This is a genomic window from Pseudoruegeria aquimaris (genome assembly GCF_900172235.1).
GTDB lineage: Bacteria > Pseudomonadota > Alphaproteobacteria > Rhodobacterales > Rhodobacteraceae > Pseudoruegeria > Pseudoruegeria aquimaris.
This window is the reverse complement of record NZ_FWFQ01000007.1, coordinates 68,433-83,870: the sequence shown is the minus strand read 5'-3', so window position 1 is coordinate 83,870 and position 15,438 is coordinate 68,433. Positions and strand designations below refer to the sequence as shown.

9 protein-coding genes are annotated in these 15,438 nt (G+C 67.0%); 5 read left to right on the top strand and 4 right to left on the bottom strand.

What is annotated here, in order from left to right:
* Positions 1 to 43: 43 nt before the first annotated feature.
* The 4 genes from PSA7680_RS06600 to tdh all read left to right on the top strand — a co-directional run bounded on the left by PSA7680_RS06600 (position 44) and on the right by tdh (position 9,849).
* Positions 44 to 5,482 carry an alpha-2-macroglobulin family protein gene (locus PSA7680_RS06600; RefSeq protein ID WP_085867880.1) on the top strand — a complete coding sequence of 1,813 codons (5,439 nt, stop codon included), beginning with the start codon at positions 44 to 46 and terminating at the stop codon, positions 5,480 to 5,482.
* Positions 5,479 to 7,512 carry a penicillin-binding protein 1C gene (pbpC, locus tag PSA7680_RS06595; protein WP_245824493.1) on the top strand — a complete coding sequence of 678 codons (2,034 nt, stop codon included), beginning with the start codon at positions 5,479 to 5,481 and terminating at the stop codon, positions 7,510 to 7,512. Before PSA7680_RS06600 ends, pbpC begins: the two co-directional genes overlap by 4 nt.
* Before the next feature lie 100 nt (positions 7,513 to 7,612).
* Complete coding sequence (locus PSA7680_RS06590) at positions 7,613 to 8,806, top strand: glycine C-acetyltransferase (RefSeq protein WP_085867878.1); 1,194 nt, start codon at positions 7,613 to 7,615, stop codon at positions 8,804 to 8,806.
* Between the two features lie 14 nt (positions 8,807 to 8,820).
* The gene (gene tdh, locus PSA7680_RS06585; RefSeq protein WP_085867949.1) at positions 8,821 to 9,849 is read left to right on the top strand and encodes an L-threonine 3-dehydrogenase; all 1,029 of its coding nucleotides are present in this window, start codon (positions 8,821 to 8,823) and stop codon (positions 9,847 to 9,849) included.
* Positions 9,850 to 9,925: 76 nt separating this feature from the next.
* Here the strand turns inward: tdh and PSA7680_RS06580 are convergent, their stop codons facing one another.
* The 4 genes from PSA7680_RS06580 to PSA7680_RS06565 form a co-directional block, all read right to left on the bottom strand.
* Positions 9,926 to 10,483, bottom strand: coding sequence for an HdeD family acid-resistance protein (locus PSA7680_RS06580; protein ID WP_085867877.1), 558 nt, complete (start codon positions 10,481 to 10,483; stop codon positions 9,926 to 9,928).
* Between the two features lie 148 nt (positions 10,484 to 10,631).
* Positions 10,632 to 11,390, bottom strand: coding sequence for a metallophosphoesterase (locus PSA7680_RS06575; RefSeq protein WP_085867948.1), 759 nt, complete (start codon positions 11,388 to 11,390; stop codon positions 10,632 to 10,634).
* Between the two features lie 119 nt (positions 11,391 to 11,509).
* Positions 11,510 to 13,105, bottom strand: a complete 1,596-nt coding sequence (gene serA / locus PSA7680_RS06570) for a phosphoglycerate dehydrogenase (RefSeq protein WP_085867876.1) — start codon at positions 13,103 to 13,105, stop codon at positions 11,510 to 11,512.
* Between the two features lie 139 nt (positions 13,106 to 13,244).
* The gene (locus PSA7680_RS06565) at positions 13,245 to 14,399 is read right to left on the bottom strand and encodes a phosphoserine transaminase (RefSeq protein ID WP_085867874.1); all 1,155 of its coding nucleotides are present in this window, start codon (positions 14,397 to 14,399) and stop codon (positions 13,245 to 13,247) included.
* A 157-nt stretch (positions 14,400 to 14,556) separates the two neighbouring features.
* On the opposite strand from PSA7680_RS06565, the gene serB reads away from it, so the two are divergent.
* Positions 14,557 to 15,435, top strand: coding sequence for a phosphoserine phosphatase SerB (gene serB / locus PSA7680_RS06560; protein WP_085867873.1), 879 nt, complete (start codon positions 14,557 to 14,559; stop codon positions 15,433 to 15,435).
* Positions 15,436 to 15,438 lie beyond the last annotated feature (3 nt).

Sequence of the window (15,438 nt, the reverse complement as noted above, 5' to 3'; positions counted from 1 at the left end):
AGCGCCGCACTGTGAGAGCCTTTCCCGGTAGGGAGGGCCAGACATGCGCCGCATACTCTTTGGATTTTTTTGTTTTTTTCTTGCATCCGCAGCCATCGCACAGCCCGTGCCCGAGCGGCGCCTCGTGACCGAGCAGGATGTAGACCTTCCGGGCGGCGACATCGCCAGCCTGTTCGACACGACCTTCGACGCCTGCCAGACGGCCTGCCTCGCGGATCCGTCCTGCACGGCCCTCACCTTCAACGCGCGCTCGGCGAGCTGCTTCCCCAAGGCCGATCCCGGCCCGCCCTCAGCCTACGAAGGCGCGACTTCGGGTCGTGTCGTGGCCACGGATCCCGGCATTCTTGCCAACGCCCCGGCGCGGGCGGATCGGCTGGATTTCCTTCGGCCGGAAGATCTTGAACAGGCTCTGATACAGGCCAAAACCCTTGGGTTTCGTCACCCGGCCGGACGTTGGCCCGCCGAGGATCTGGCCCGAGCGGCGCGTGAGAGAGAGGGCCAGGGCGACATGCAGACCGCTCACCGCTTCTTCGGCTCGGCTGTCTCAGCGGCCGACACCAGTGCACTCTGGCAGGACTACGCGCGCACCGCGCTGGCGCTCGATTCCGAGTCTTCCGAGGCCAAGCGGCGGATGAAAGCGCGGGCCCTCTCGGCAGCGCTCAACGCCTATCTGCGCGCCGAGACCGGCGAAGATGTGGCCGCCAGCCTCTACCTGCTTGCGCTCGGCCTTGAGGAGACGGGGCGCGGCAAGGAAATGATTCCGGCCCTGCGACTGGCGCTTTCCGAACACCGGAGCGATGCCGCCGAGAGCCTGCTGACGAAGGCCATCGGCCGCTACGGCTTCCGCATCGTCGAGCACGAGGTGGAGAACGAACTCGAGAGCCCGAGGATCTGCGCGCGGTTCTCGGAGGCGCTCGCGGACGGGCAGGATTACACGCCCTTCGTGGGCCTGCCCGAACCGGGGCTGACCGTCGAGGCGCAGGGGCGCCGCATCTGCATCGGCGGCTTGACCCATGGCGCACGGTATCAACTGCGGTTCCGCGAAGGCCTGCCGGCGGAGAGCGGGGAGTCCCTCGTCCGGACCGTGGAGCTGGCCCTCTACGTGCGGGACCGAAGCCCCTCGGTGCGCTTTCCGGGGCGGGCCTACGTGCTGCCCCGGCACGGCCCGGCGGCACTGCCAGTCGATACCGTCAACACCGACCGCCTCGATCTCAAGCTCTACCGCATGAGCGAGCGCAATCTCCTGCGCGCGCTGCAGGAGGATTTCTTCGGGCAATCGCTTCCCTCCTACCGCAGCGCGGAATTCGGCAACCGCATCGCCGCCCCGATCTGGGAGGGCGAGGGCGAAACCGGGATGGAACTCAACCGCAAGATCACCACGCGCCTCCCGGTGAGCGGGATCATCGACGGCCAGCCGGCCGGGATCTACGCCCTGGAGGCCCGCGTTCCGGGTGCGGATCCATACGAGACCCCGCCCGCGCTCCAGTGGTTCGTGCTGAGCGATCTCGGGCTCGCCACGATGGGCGGCGCCGATGGGCTGCACGTGGTGGCCCGCAGCCTCAGGACCGCCCTGCCGGTGGCGGAAGCCAAGGTGCGGCTTCTGAGCCGTGGCAACGAGATCTTGGCCGAAACAGAGACGAATTCAGGCGGGATTGCCCGATTTGCACCGGCCCTTCTGCGCGGGAGCGGAGCCGGGGAAGCTGCGATGATTCTCGTCGAGGCCGGAGAGGACGCCAACTTCCTGTCCCTGTCCGATCCGGCCTTCGACCTGTCGGACCGTGGCGTAGAGGGGCGCGCCGCACCGGGGCCGATCGATGGCTATCTCGCCACCGATCGGGGCGCCTACCGCGCGGGCGACACGATCCACGCCACGGCCCTGTTGCGCGATGCGCGTGCCCAGGCACTGGACGGCCTCCCGGCTACCGCCATCCTCGAACGCCCGGACGGGCTCGAGTACAGCCGCCAGCGCTCTGAAAGCGGCAAGGCCGGCGGCCACGTGTTCAGCTTTCCCGTAGCGCCGGACGCCCCGCGCGGCACCTGGCTGCTCAGCCTCCATGCCGATCCCGAGGCCCCAGCGATTGCCCGTGCGCGCGTGCTGGTGGAAGATTTCCTGCCCGAGCGCATCGATTTCGACCTGTCGCTCGCCGATGGTCTCCCCCTTCGCCGGGATCTGCCCGCCCGGATCGCCCTCTCCGCACGCTACCTGTTCGGCGCCCCCGCCCCAGGCCTGCCCGTGGAAGGCGAAGTGGCGCTTTCACCCAGCCGAAGCATCGCAGGCTACGAGGGCTTTCTCTTCGGGCGCTACGATCAGACCGGCCGGACATCCCGCCGGAGCATCGAGGGGGCCTTCGAAACGGATGCGGAGGGAAACGCCGTTGTCAGCGCTGGTTTCCCTGAAACAGAGACTGAATCCGATCTTCTGACGGCGGAGTTCACCCTGCGCCTTTCCGAGGCCTCGGGCCGCCCGGTGGAGCGGCGCCTCACGCAAGCGCTCCCGCCGGACCGGGACGTGATCGGCCTGCGCCCCGCGTTCGATGACGCGGCCCCCGAAGGCGGTGAGGCCCAGTTCAGGATCATCACGGTTGCTCCGGCAGGCGAAGGCAGCGCCAGGGCCCTGAAGTGGCAGCTCAACCGCCTTGAAACACGGTATCAGTGGTATCAGCTCTACGGCGAATGGCAGTGGGAGCCCATCACGTCGCGCAAACGGGTGGCGGAAGGGGCGCTGCAAACCGATCCGGAGCAAGGCGTCGCGCTGTCCGTTCCCGTTGACTGGGGCGAATACGAGCTGGAGCTGGAAACCGCCAGCGGCCCCTATACCGCAACGTCCCATCGGTTCTACGCCGGCTGGTATGCCCCGGCCGACACGACGACGACGCCGGATGTCCTTGCCATCGCGCTCGACAAACCCGGCTACGCCATCGGGGAAACCGCGCGCCTGAAGATCACGCCGCGCATGGCCGGCGAAGCGCTGATCACCGTGATGAGCGACAGGGTGATCGCCATGGAAACGGCCAGACTGGCGGAAGGAGAGAATGAAATCTCCCTGCCCGTCACCGAGGAATGGGGCGCCGGTGCCTACTTGAGCGCGACGCTGATCGCGCCCTCCACGCGGCTGGATGCCCCCTTGCCCGCGCGGCAGATGGGCATCGCCTACGCGCCGGTCGATCCCGGCGCACGACGCCTGAGCGCGCGGTTCGAAGCGCCAGCGGAGCTGCGCCCCAACAGGCCCGCCGAAATCCGACTCACGCTTGATGGCCACGATGGCAGCACCCCGATCTATGCGACCATCGCCGCCACCGATCTGGGCATCCTGAACATCACCGGCCACAGGCCGCCCGATCCTGCCGCCCACTTCTTCGGGCAGCGGAAACTGGGCGTGGAACTGCGCGATCTCTACGGGCGGCTGATCGATGGCAGTGTCGGGGCGGAGGGCCGCTTGCGGTCGGGGGGAGACGCCGGTGCCGCGCTCCGGATGCAGTCCCCACCGCCGACGGAGGATCTGCTTGCCTTCTTCGCGGGCCCACTGGAGCCGGATGCCGACGGAAGCTTTCGGCTGCCGCTCGATCTGCCGCCGTTCAATGGTACGCTTCGACTGTCGGCCATGCTCTGGTCCGAAAGCGGCGTCGGCGCCGCCACGAAAGACATTCTCGTCCGCGATCCGATCGTCGTCAGCCCCAGCCTGCCGCGTTTCCTCTCTCCCGGGGATCAATCCGAGCTTGCCCTCTCGCTCACCCATTCCAGCGGCGCGAGCGGGGTCGTTTCTGTCTCTGTGACAGGGGAAAACATCATCCTTTCCGGCAGCCCCTCCGTCGACGTGCCGCTGTCAGAGGGCGAAACCCGGCACCTGCGCCTGCCCATTGCCGCAGCCGATCCGGGCGAAGGCCTCATACGCCTCACGGTCACGACTCCCGGGGGCGAAACCCTGCAGAGGGAGCTGCGCCTTGCCGTCGTGGAGAACGATCCTGCCATCGCCCGGCGCAGCCGATTCCTGCTGGAGCCGGGGAAGACCTTCGTTTTCGACGAAGAGGTGTTCAGCGGTCTGCGCAAGGGCAGCGCAACGGCGACGGTCAGCCTCGGCCCGCTCGCCCAGCTGGATGCGCCTTCGCTTCTGGCGGGGCTGTCACGCTACCCCTATGGCTGCACCGAACAGATCACCTCGAAGGCGCTGCCGCTGCTCTACCTGTCGGATGTGGCGCGGCAGAGCGGACTGCCGTTGCCCGCACAAGGCGACGAGGCCATATCAAGCGCCATCTCAGGCGTGCTCGCGCGCCAGACGTCCGGCGGCGGCTTCGGATTGTGGCGCGCGGAGGGGAGCGCGCTTTGGCTGGATGCCTACGTGAGCGATTTCCTGTCCCGCGCGCGCGCCCTCGGCCATGAGGTGCCGGACCCGGCCTTCCGCGCCGCGATGGACAACCTGCGCAACCAGGTCAACTACGCGCCGGATTTCGACATCGGCGGCGAGGGGCTTGCCTATGCGCTTCATGTTCTGGCGCGCGAGGGGCAGGCGGCCATGAGCGATCTGCGGTATTACGCGGATACGAAAGCGGAGGCTTTCGCCACCCCGATGGCGCTTGCACAGCTGGGCGCCGCGCTCGCGCAATACGGCGATCAACAGCGGGCGGACCGGCTCTTTGCCCGTGCACAGAGCCGAATCTCCACCCCGCCTGACGATGAGCCCTTCGTGATGCGGGCCGATTTCGGCTCACCGCGGCGAGACAGCGCCGCGCTGCTGGCTCTCGCGGTGGAAAGCGGCAGCCAGGCGTTGGCCCTGCCGGCGCTTCTGGCCGAGGTCACGCCGCCGGAAGGTTTGGCCCACGCCTCGCCGCAGGAGTTGAGCTGGACGCTTCTGGCCGCTCACGCCCTGTTGGACAGCCCCGACGGCGCGATCCTGGTTGACGGGCTCCCGGCCGAAGGGCCGCTCGTGAAGTTCCGGCAAAGCGGGGATCCGGGCGAAACCCGGTTCACCAACAGCGGCAGCGAGCCGGTGGAGATCACCGTCGCCCGCTTCGGGGTGCCGGAAACGCCGGAGGGCGCCGGCGGTGAGGGCTATGCGATCACGCGCGCTTATTTCACGTTGGAGGGCGAGCCGCTGGACATCGGGTCCGTGCCGGCCGGCACGCGGGCCGTCGCCGTTCTGACAATCCAGCTCTTCGGTGATCGGGCCGCGCGCCTGATGGTGGACGATCCCCTGCCCGCCGGCTTCGAAATCGACAACCCGGCGCTGCTGCGCGCGGGCGACATCCGCGCCCTAGACTGGCTTTCCGCCGAAACAGAGACGGAAATGACGGAGTTTCGCAGCGACAGATTTCTTGCCGCGGTCAACTGGGCCGGCAATGCCCCCTTCACGCTGGCCTATACGGTGCGCGCCGTCCGGCCCGGCAGCTACCATCACCCGGCGGCCCATGTGGAAGACATGTATCGCCCCATCTATCGCGCCCAGACGGCCCCGGGCCGGCTGACGGTGACGGCCGCCGCGCCGTGAGACGCGGCTGGCTCTTCATGCCTGTTCTGGCGCTCTGGTCGGGCGCCCTTGCGCTGGACGGCTTTCGCCACTGGGTCGCCACGGCGCCTGTGCCCGCGCTGATTACGGAGACGTCCCGGCAGGTGAAGACCGAAGACGGCACCCTGCTGCGCGCCTACCTGACGTCTGACGGCTACTGGCGGCTGCCCGCGCGCGCCGACGAGGTGGACAAGACCTATGTCGCGATGCTGCTCGCCTACGAGGACAAACGGTTCCATGGCCATGGCGGCGTGGACCTGCGCGCCCTGCTGCGGGCAGCGGCACAGGCGGCGCTTTCCGGCGAAATCAGGAGCGGTGGCTCTACCATCACGATGCAGGTGGCCCGGCTGCTGATCGGAGGATCAACGCGCAGCTTCGCCGCGAAGCGTGAACAGATCCGGCTGGCGCTGGCGTTGGAAAAGCGGCTGACGAAGCGGGAGATACTCGACCTCTACCTTCAGCGTGCGCCTTTCGGAGGCAACATCGAGGGGATCGCCGCCGCCTGCCGGGCCTGGCTCGCGAAGCCCTGCCGGCGGTTGAGCCGGGCGGAAGCCGCGCTGCTGGTGGCGCTCCCCCAATCCCCTGAGGCGCGCAGGCCGGACCATGCATCGGCCGCCGCCAAGGCAGCGCGGGACCGCGTTCTGCACCGTGCGGCACTGGCCGGGGTAATCTCGCCGGAAACCCACGATCGGGCCTTGTCAGAGCCTGTTCCTACCCGGCGCCACCCTTTCCCCAAGCTTGCTCCGCATCTATCGGACAGGGCCCTTGCCGCCTTTCCCGGGCAAGGCGTGGTTCGGATCGGGATCGATGCCCGGATCCAGCATGGGTTGGAGGCGCTGGCGCGAGACAGGCTCACGGAGCACGACGGGGCGGTGCAGATCGCGCTGCTTGCCGTCGAGAACGACACCGGCCGGATCCTGGCCTCCGTCGGTTCCGCAGGGATCACCGGCCCCCATGCCGGTTTCGTCGATCTCACGCAGGCGCGCCGGTCGCCGGGCTCCACGCTCAAGCCGCTGGTCTATGGCCTGGCTTTCGATCAGGGGCTCGCCCATCCCGAAAGCCTCATCGACGACAGGCCGCGTCAGTTCGGCACCTATGCTCCGCAGAATTTCGACGGTGTGTTCCGCGGCCGGTTGCGCGTGCGCGAGGCGCTGCAACTCTCGCTCAACACGCCCGTGGTTTCGCTGACCGAACAGATCGGGCCGGCCCGGCTGTTGCAGGCGATGAAGCGGGCAGGCATGGCGCCGGATCTACCCGGTTCGACGCCCGGTCTGGCATTGGCGCTCGGCGGCGTCGGCGTGTCGCTTGAGGAACTCGTCAGCCTCTACGCCGGGCTTGCAAACGGCGGCCGCGCAACCGCGCTCACATGGGCGCCGGGCGCCGTGGCATCTCCCGAAAACCGGCAGTTCATGGGCCCGCTGGCGGCCTGGTATGTCGCGGACATACTGCGGGGGATGCCATCCCCAATCGGCTCTGACAAAGGGGAAATCGCCTTCAAGACCGGGACGTCCTACGGCCATCGCGATGCCTGGGCCATCGGCTTCGACGGGGCGCATACCGTCGGCGTCTGGATGGGGCGACCGGATGGAACCCCGGTGCCCGGAGCCTTCGGGGGCGACCTCGCCGCGCCGGTTCTGTTCGAAGCTTTCGCGCGGCTCTCGGCACGGCGCACACCGCTGCCCCCACCACCGCCGGAGGCGCTGACCGTCGGCACCGCCCAGCTGCCACAGGCGCTGCGGATCGCGGCCGGGCCGGAAGATGCCTCGGTGCCGAAGCTGTCGATCGCCTTCCCGCCGTCGGGTGCGGAGCTGCTGCCCGGCGCACCGATCGTCGCCAAGCTTCGGCATGGCACCCCGCCCTTCACCTGGCTCGCCAATGGCCAGCCCCTGCCCGGCACGCGGCAGCGCGAAACGGTGCTGCCCCTTGATGGCCCCGGATTTCACGTGGTGACCGCGATCGACGCGCGCGGCGCCCGTGCGCAGGTGGATTTCCGGCTGCTTGCCCCCGATTGAGCGGCACGAAGCCCGATTGCGCCACCGGAGGTCGCCCCCGGCGCATTGCATCGCGCGCCAATTGGCCCATATTCTCCGGACAACCGAAGCGGAGTTTCCCATGTCTGATGCTTTCATCACCGCCCTTCGCCAGACGCTCGCCGAGATCGAGGCCGAGGGCCTGACCAAGACGGAGCGCCCGATCCTCTCGCCGCAGGGGGGCAGGATCACCGTGGAAGGCGAGCGCGAGGTGATCAACCTCTGCGCCAACAACTACCTCGGCCTCGCGGATCACCCGGCCCTCATCGAAGCGGCCAAGGCCGGCATGGACAGCCACGGCTTCGGCATGGCCTCGGTACGCTTCATCTGCGGCACGCAGGATCTGCACCGTCAGCTGGAAACCGCCCTCGCCCGCTTCCTGGGCAAGGACGACGCCATCCTCTTCGCCGCCTGCTTCGATGCCAATGGCGCCTTGTTCGAGCCTCTTCTGGGCCCGGAAGACGCGGTGATCTCGGACTCGCTGAACCACGCTTCCATCATCGACGGGATCCGGCTGTGCAAGGCGAAGCGCTACCGTTACCCGAACTCCGACATGCAGGCGCTGGAGGAAGCGCTCAAACAGGCCCGCGGCGATGGCGCGCGGCACATCATGATCGCCACGGACGGGGTGTTCTCCATGGATGGCTACCTTGCCCGGCTGGGCGAGATCACCGCCCTCGCGGAGCGCTACGACGCCGTGGTCATGGTGGATGATTGCCACGCCACCGGCTTCATGGGGCCGCAGGGGCGCGGCACGCCCCATCACGCCGGCGTGGCCGACAAGGTGGACATCCTTACCGGCACGCTGGGCAAGGCGCTCGGCGGCGCGATCGGCGGCTACATCGCAGGGCCTCAGGCCGTGATCGACCTCCTGCGCCAGCGCGCACGCCCCTACCTGTTTTCCAACGCGCTGCCGCCCTCCGTCGTGGCGGCGGGGCTGGTGGCGCTGGATCTCGTGGAAGCAGGCGACGATCTGCGCGCCCGGCTGTTCGAGAACACCGCCTACTGGCGCGCCGGGCTTGAGGCGCTCGGCTTCGAACTGCTGCCAGGAGAACATCCCATCGTGCCCGTCATGCTGGGCGATGCGCGGCTCAGCCAGCAGATGGCATCGGCGCTCTACGACGAAGGCGTCTACGTGGCCGGCTTCTTCTTCCCGGTGGTGCCCCGCGGCACGGCGCGCATCCGCACCCAGATGAACGCGGCCCTCACCCGGGCGGATCTCGACAGGGCGCTGGAGGCCTTCGGCACCGCCGGCAAACGCGTGGGGGTGCTGTGATGCGCAGGAACACGATGACCGCACTGGAGAAATCCCGCCCTGAGGAAGGCCTCTGGATGGTGGACGCGCCGGTGCCGGAGATCGGGCCCGACGACGTGCTGATCAAGATCAACAAGACGGGGATCTGCGGCACCGACATCCACATCTGGAACTGGGACGACTGGGCCTCGCACACGGTGCCCGTGCCGATGATCACCGGCCATGAGTTCGCCGGCGAGATCGTGGAGATCGGGCGGGACGTGACGGGGCTTTCGGTGGGCCAGCGCTGCTCGGGCGAAGGCCACCTGATCGGCACCGAGAGCCGCCAGAGCCGGGCGGGCAAGTTCCACCTCGATCCCGGAACGCGCGGGATCGGCGTGAACGTGCAGGGAGCTTTCGCGCAGTATCTGCGCCTGCCCGCCTTCAACGTCGTGCCCCTGCCCGACGACATTTCCGACGAGATCGGCGCCATCCTCGACCCCCTGGGCAACGCCGTTCACACGGCGCTGAGTTTCGATCTGCTTGGGGAGGACGTGCTCATCACGGGGGCGGGCCCGATCGGGATCATGGCCGCCGCCGTGGCCCGCCACGCCAGCGCCCGCCGGGTGGTGATCACCGACGTCAACCCCGACAGGCTGGCGCTCGCCCGCCACGTTGTGCCCAACGTCCGGACGGTGAACGTGGCCGAGGAGGATCTGAATGACGTCATCCACGAGCTTGGGATGAAGGAGGGCTTCGACGTGGGGCTTGAGATGTCAGGCAACCAGGCGGCGCTGGATCAGATGGTGGAGTCCATGGTCATGGGCGGAAAGATCGCGCTTCTGGGCATCCCGCCCGGCAAATCCCCCGTGGACTGGAGCCGCATCGTCTTCAAGGCGATCACCATCAAGGGCGTCTACGGCCGGGAGATGTTCGAAACCTGGTACAAGATGATCGCCATGCTGCAGAACGGGCTCGACGTGAGCAAGGTCATCACCCACCGCTTCAAGGTGGCCGATTTCCGCGAAGGCTTCGCCGCGATGAAATCCGGCAAGAGCGGCAAGGTGGTGCTGGACTGGACATAGAAAAAGCCCCGGCGGATGCGCCGGGGCTTTCCGTTTTCAGGCTCCAAGCAAGCCGAAAATGGCCTGACGTGAGAGGTCAGCCCTTGGCAAGCGACCGGACGCCGAAGGCCATCAAGAGCGTGGTGATCCCGGAGGAGAGCAGATCCACGCCGAGCAAAATGCCCAGCAGGCCGGCCGCGATTTCCGGCATGTTGTTGAACACCATGATCGACAGCACGATGGAAATGATCCCGGAGATCAGCACGAAGACCCAACCGGTGGTCGGGCGCAGCTGGAAGCCGAGGATCACGCGCACAAGGCCGGAGATCAGGAACAGAATTGCCACCAAAAGGGTAAGCGAAACGATGCCTGCCAGCGGATGCCGCATGAGCGAGATGGCGAAAACAACCAGAACGAGGCCAAGCAGAGCCCCGAGAATGCGGCTGCCGGTGCTGTCTTCCTTGTCGGCGACGGCGGCGATGAGTTGGATGATGCCGGCGGCCATGAAGGTCGCGCCCGCGAGGATCAGCGCCGTGAACGTGGACGCCAGGGGATTGAAAAGGCACATCAGCCCACCGACGGTGAGCAGGATGCCGAGGATGAGAAGCCAGATCCAAGAGGGGGATTTGGCCGGAGTCGTGTCTGTTGCTGTCATTCTTCCGTCCCTTCCTATGCGAAGAATGAGGGCAGGCTAGAGGATTGCCGCCATAAATCCACACCCTTGGCTGCCGGCCTGCCAGAAGCGGCGCAAGGTGTTGCAATCCCGTTCGCCTTTTGCGGGTGCCCCACGGGCGCGCTTTTGCTCAGGCGCCGCGCTGCAACCGATGCTCGGGGGGCAGGAGCGGGCTGCGGCCGCCTTCACCGAGAAGCCAGGCATCGCGGCCCTCGAACAGCGCCGGGATCAGCGGGCGGCCATATCCCGTGCCGCCATCCAGATCCACCCGGTTGCCGAAGTGTTCGGGCGCCTCCAGCGCGGTATGGCCATGCACCACCAGGCGGCCGTGATCGGTGTCGTCATCCAGAAATCCGTCCCGGATCCAGAGCAGATCGTCCTCCGCCTGCTGCGCCATCGGCACGCCGGGCCGGATGCCTGCATGCACGAAGATCAGATCCTCGGTTTCGAGACAGAGCGGAAGCCCCTCGATGAAGCGGATATGCGCTTCCGGCACGGCGGCATGGGCGTCCCGCTGGATCTGCGCTGGATCGCGGTTCTCCGAAGCCTCGACGCCATAGGACGCGAGCGTCTGCGCGCCGCCGAGCCGGTGATCGAACCAAACGAGCCCGGTGCGCGTGTTCGGATCAAACGTGATGCGCTCGCGATAGAAGCGCTCGAGATAGCGATCGTGGTTGCCCTTCAGCACATGCCATGGCTCGCCGGCCGCGATCCCCTTCATCAGGTAGTCGATCACGCCACGCGACTCCGGCCCCCTGTCGATCAGGTCGCCGAGGTGGACGACGGGCGCGGGCTGGCCGCAGCGCGCGATATCGGCGCGGATAAGCTCATGCGCCCGTTTCAATTGCTCGAGATGCCCATGCACATCCCCGATCGCGTAATAGCGCATCGCCGCCTCGCTCGAAATCGCCCCTGCCAATGGGGCTTTCTTACCGCCATGCCCCCGAAAACGAAACACCCCGGCGCGAAGGCCGGGGTGAAACAGTCTCTGTTCATGCGGAATTCGCGTCAGGCGACGTCGAATGCCAGCGGCTTCACCTGCCGGAACTTGCCCGTCTGGCAGAGCTTCTCGATCACAGGAGCCGGCACCGGTTCGTCCACGTAGAGCAGAGCGATGGCGCCACCGCCCACATCTGAGCGGCCGAGGGTGAAGTTGGCGATGTTGACGCCGTTCTCGCCCATCGTCTGACCAAGCGTGCCGATGATGCCCGGCACGTCGTCATTGGTGGTGTAGAGCATGTGCGCCCCAACTTCGGCGTCGATGTTGATACCCTTGATCTGGATGAAGCGCGGCTTGCCGTCGGAGAAGACGGTGCCTGCGACCGAGCGGTCCATCTTCTCGGTCACGACGGTGATCTTGATGTAGCCGTCGAAGGTGCCGGACTTGTCCTGGCTGGTGGTGGAGATCTGGATGCCGCGCTCCTTCGCGATGACAGGCGCGGAGACCATGTTCACGTCGGGGTTCGCCTTCTTCATGATCCCGGCGATCACGGCGCAGTTCAGCGCTTCGAGGTTCATCTCGGACACCACGCCGTCATACAGGATGTTGATCGCCTTGATCGGCTCATCCGTCATCTGGCCGGCAAAGGCACCGAGGTGATCGGCCAGCTTGATCCACGGGCCCATGATCTTGGCCTCCTCGGCGGTGACGGAGGGCATGTTGAGCGCGTTTTCCACGGCCCCGGTGAGCAGGTAGTTGGACATCTGCTCGGCCACCTGGAGCGCCACGTTCTCCTGGGCTTCCGTCGTAGCAGCGCCGAGGTGCGGCGTGCAGACGACGTTGGGCAGACCGAAGAGCGGGTTCTCGGTGGCGGGCTCGACGGAGAACACGTCGAAGGCCGCGCCGGCCACGTGGCCGGATTTAAGCAGTTCGGCCAGGGCCTCCTCGTCCACGAGGCCGCCGCGGGCACAGTTGATGATCCGCACGCCCTTCTTCGTTTTCGCAAGGTTCTCGGCGGAGAGAATGTTGCGGGTGCTGTCGGTCAGCGGCACGTGCAGGGTGATGAAATCGGCACGCTTCAGAAGTTCGTCCAGCTCGACCTTTTCAACGCCCATCTTCTGCGCCTTCTCCTCGGAGAGGAAGGGATCGTAGGCGATGACCTTCATCTTCAGGCCGCGGGCGCGATCGCAGACGATGCCGCCGATGTTGCCGGCGCCGATCACGCCCAGCGTCTTGCCGGTCAGCTCGACACCCATGAACTTGGATTTCTCCCACTTGCCGGCATGGGTGGAGGCAGAGGCCTCGGGGATCTGGCGCGCCACGGCGAACATCATAGCGATGGCGTGCTCGGCGGTGGTGATCATGTTGCCGAACGGCGTGTTCATCACGATCACGCCCTTCTTGGAGGCCGCTTCCTTGTCAACGTTGTCGGTGCCGATCCCGGCGCGCCCGACGACCTTCAGCTTCGTCGCGGCCTCAAGAAGCTTGGCGGTGACCTTGGTGGCGGAGCGGATGGCGAGGCCATCATATTCGCCGATCACCTCGGCGAGCTTTTCCTTGTCCTTGCCCAGTTCGGGCATGAAATCCACCTCGATGCCGCGATCGCGGAAGATCTGGACGGCGGTTTCGGAGAGCTTGTCGGATACGAGAACTTTGGGAGCCATTGGCTGTGTCCTTTCGAAGGCGGACGGCGCGCGCATCTCACATAGGGCAGCGCCCGTCCCGGGGTGGGGGCGAAGCGCCCGCCCATGGGGCGGGGCGGGCGCTGCCCGGCGGTGCCCCGCCGGGCGTTCATGCTTGGGATCAGGCGGCCTCGGCCAGCGCGGCGATCTCGGCCTCGAAGGCCCAGTTCAGCCAGGGCATCAGCGCAGCCACGTCGGCGGTCTCCACCGTGCCACCGCACCAGATGCGAAGGCCGGCGGGCGCATCGCGGTAGGCGCCGATGTCGAGCGCCACGCCCTCGGCCTCCAGCCGCTTGGCCACGGCCTTGGCAAAGGCTGCGCCATCGGTGATGCGCGGATCGGTGAACTTCAGGCAGACCGACGTGTTGGACCGGATCGCCGGATCTTCGGCCAGGAAATCGATCCAGTCATGGGCCTCGACGAACTTCGCCACTTCCGCCGTGTTCGCGTCGGCGCGGGCGATCAGCCCTTTCAGGCCGCCCTGCTCGCGGGCCCAGTTCAGGGCGAAGAGGTAATCCTCGACGCAGAGCATCGACGGCGTGTTGATCGTGGCGCCCGAGAAGATACCGTCGATCAGCTTGCCGCCCTTGGTGAGGCGGAAGATCTTGGGCAGGGGCCAGGCCGGGGTGTAGCTTTCGAGCCGTTCCACCGCGCGGGGCGACAGGATGAGCATCCCGTGGGCCGCTTCACCGCCCAGCACCTTCTGCCAGGAGAAGGTGGTGACATCGAGCTTGTCCCACGGCAGATCCATCGCGAAGGCGGCCGAGGTGGCATCGCAGATCGTCAGGCCTTCACGGTCGGCCGGGATGAAATCACCGTTGGGCACGCGCACGCCGGAGGTGGTGCCGTTCCAGGTGAAGACGACGTCATTGTTGAAATCCACGGAGGCAAGATCGACGATCTCGCCGTAGTCGGCGGTCTTCACCACGGCGTCGAGCTTGAGCTGCTTGACGACATCGGTCACCCAGCCGGCACCGAAGCTTTCCCATGCGAGCATCTCGACCGGGCGCGCGCCCAGGAGGCTCCACATGGCCATCTCGACAGCCCCGGTATCGGAGGCCGGCACGATGCCGATCTTGTAGTCGGCGGGGATTCCGAGAATCTCGCGCGTTTCCTCGATGGCGGCTTTCAGCTTGTCCTTGCCCACGGCGGCACGGTGGCTGCGGCCCAGCGGGGCATCGGCAAGCGCATCGGGAGTCCAGGTGGGGGGTTTGGCGCAGGGGCCAGAGGAGAAACGGGGGTTGGCCGGGCGAACGGCCGGTGTTTCGATAACCATCAGTGGTATCCTTCCAGATAAGCGCCCCTCGTTGGGGAGGGGTGTCCCGCAGCCCGGATACGCCCAAGCGTGGGGATGGCGCAAGACGCTTTTCTGCGCTAAAGCGCCGCTGACACACAAATCCGCGCTTCGAGCGTCCACTATCGGAAACACGCCCATGCATATCGTGACCCTGCTCGCCGCGCCCGGCTCCGGCGCACTCACCGGCCCCACCGTCGAAGCGCTGCGCAACGCCTGGGGCGGGGGCACGGCACGCTGGCTCTGCATCGATGAAGCCGCCGAATTTCCCGTGGAAACCGTGCCGTCCAACCAATGGGAGGTGTGGCGGGAACTTCAGGATCTCGGCATCGACATGGCCGTTCAACCGGCCGAGAACCGCCGCAAGAAAATGCTGCTGGCCGACATGGACAGCACGATGATCCAGCAGGAATGCATCGACGAACTTGCCGCGGAAGCCGGCGTCGGCCCGCGGGTCGCGGAGATCACGGCCCGCGCGATGAACGGCGAACTGGATTTCGAAGGCGCCCTGAAGGAGCGCGTCGGCCTGCTGAAAGGCCTGCCGGAAAGCGTGATCGCCAAGGTTTTGGCCGAACGCATCACCTTCATGCCGGGCGGGCGCGTTCTGCTGGCGACGATGAAGGCCAACGGCGGGTACGCCGTGCTGGTGTCCGGCGGATTCACCGCCTTCACCGCCAAGGTGGCCACGGAGCTGGGCTTCGACGAGAACCGGGCCAACACGCTCAACGTCGAGAACGGCGTGCTGAGCGGAACCGTCGGGATGCCGATTCTCGGCCGCGAAGCCAAGGTGCAGGCATTGGAAGAGATCACCGCACGGCTGGGGATCAGCGAGGCCGACGTGATCGCCGTGGGGGACGGGGCCAACGATCTGGGGATGCTGGGGCGCGCCGGGGCCGGGGTGGCCCTGCACGCCAAACCCTCGGTCGCCGCCCAATGCGACCTGCGGATCAACTTCGGCGATCTGACCGCGCTTCTCTACCTCCAGGGCTACAGCGTATCCGAATTCGCAGGCGCCTGATCC

Excerpts from the sequence above, each read along its gene's own strand:
- PSA7680_RS06600 (WP_085867880.1), top strand. The coding sequence starts at position 44 with ATGCGCCGCATACTCTTTGGATTTTTTTGTTTTTTTCTTGCATCCGCA.
- PSA7680_RS06590 (WP_085867878.1), top strand. The coding sequence starts at position 7,613 with ATGTCTGATGCTTTCATCACCGCCCTTCGCCAGACGCTCGCCGAGATC.
- tdh (WP_085867949.1), top strand. The coding sequence starts at position 8,821 with ATGACCGCACTGGAGAAATCCCGCCCTGAGGAAGGCCTCTGGATGGTG.
- PSA7680_RS06580 (WP_085867877.1), bottom strand. The coding sequence starts at position 10,483 with ATGACAGCAACAGACACGACTCCGGCCAAATCCCCCTCTTGGATCTGG.
- PSA7680_RS06575 (WP_085867948.1), bottom strand. The coding sequence starts at position 11,390 with ATGCGCTATTACGCGATCGGGGATGTGCATGGGCATCTCGAGCAATTG.
- serA (WP_085867876.1), bottom strand. The coding sequence starts at position 13,105 with ATGGCTCCCAAAGTTCTCGTATCCGACAAGCTCTCCGAAACCGCCGTC.
- PSA7680_RS06565 (WP_085867874.1), bottom strand. The coding sequence starts at position 14,399 with ATGGTTATCGAAACACCGGCCGTTCGCCCGGCCAACCCCCGTTTCTCC.
- serB (WP_085867873.1), top strand. The coding sequence starts at position 14,557 with ATGCATATCGTGACCCTGCTCGCCGCGCCCGGCTCCGGCGCACTCACC.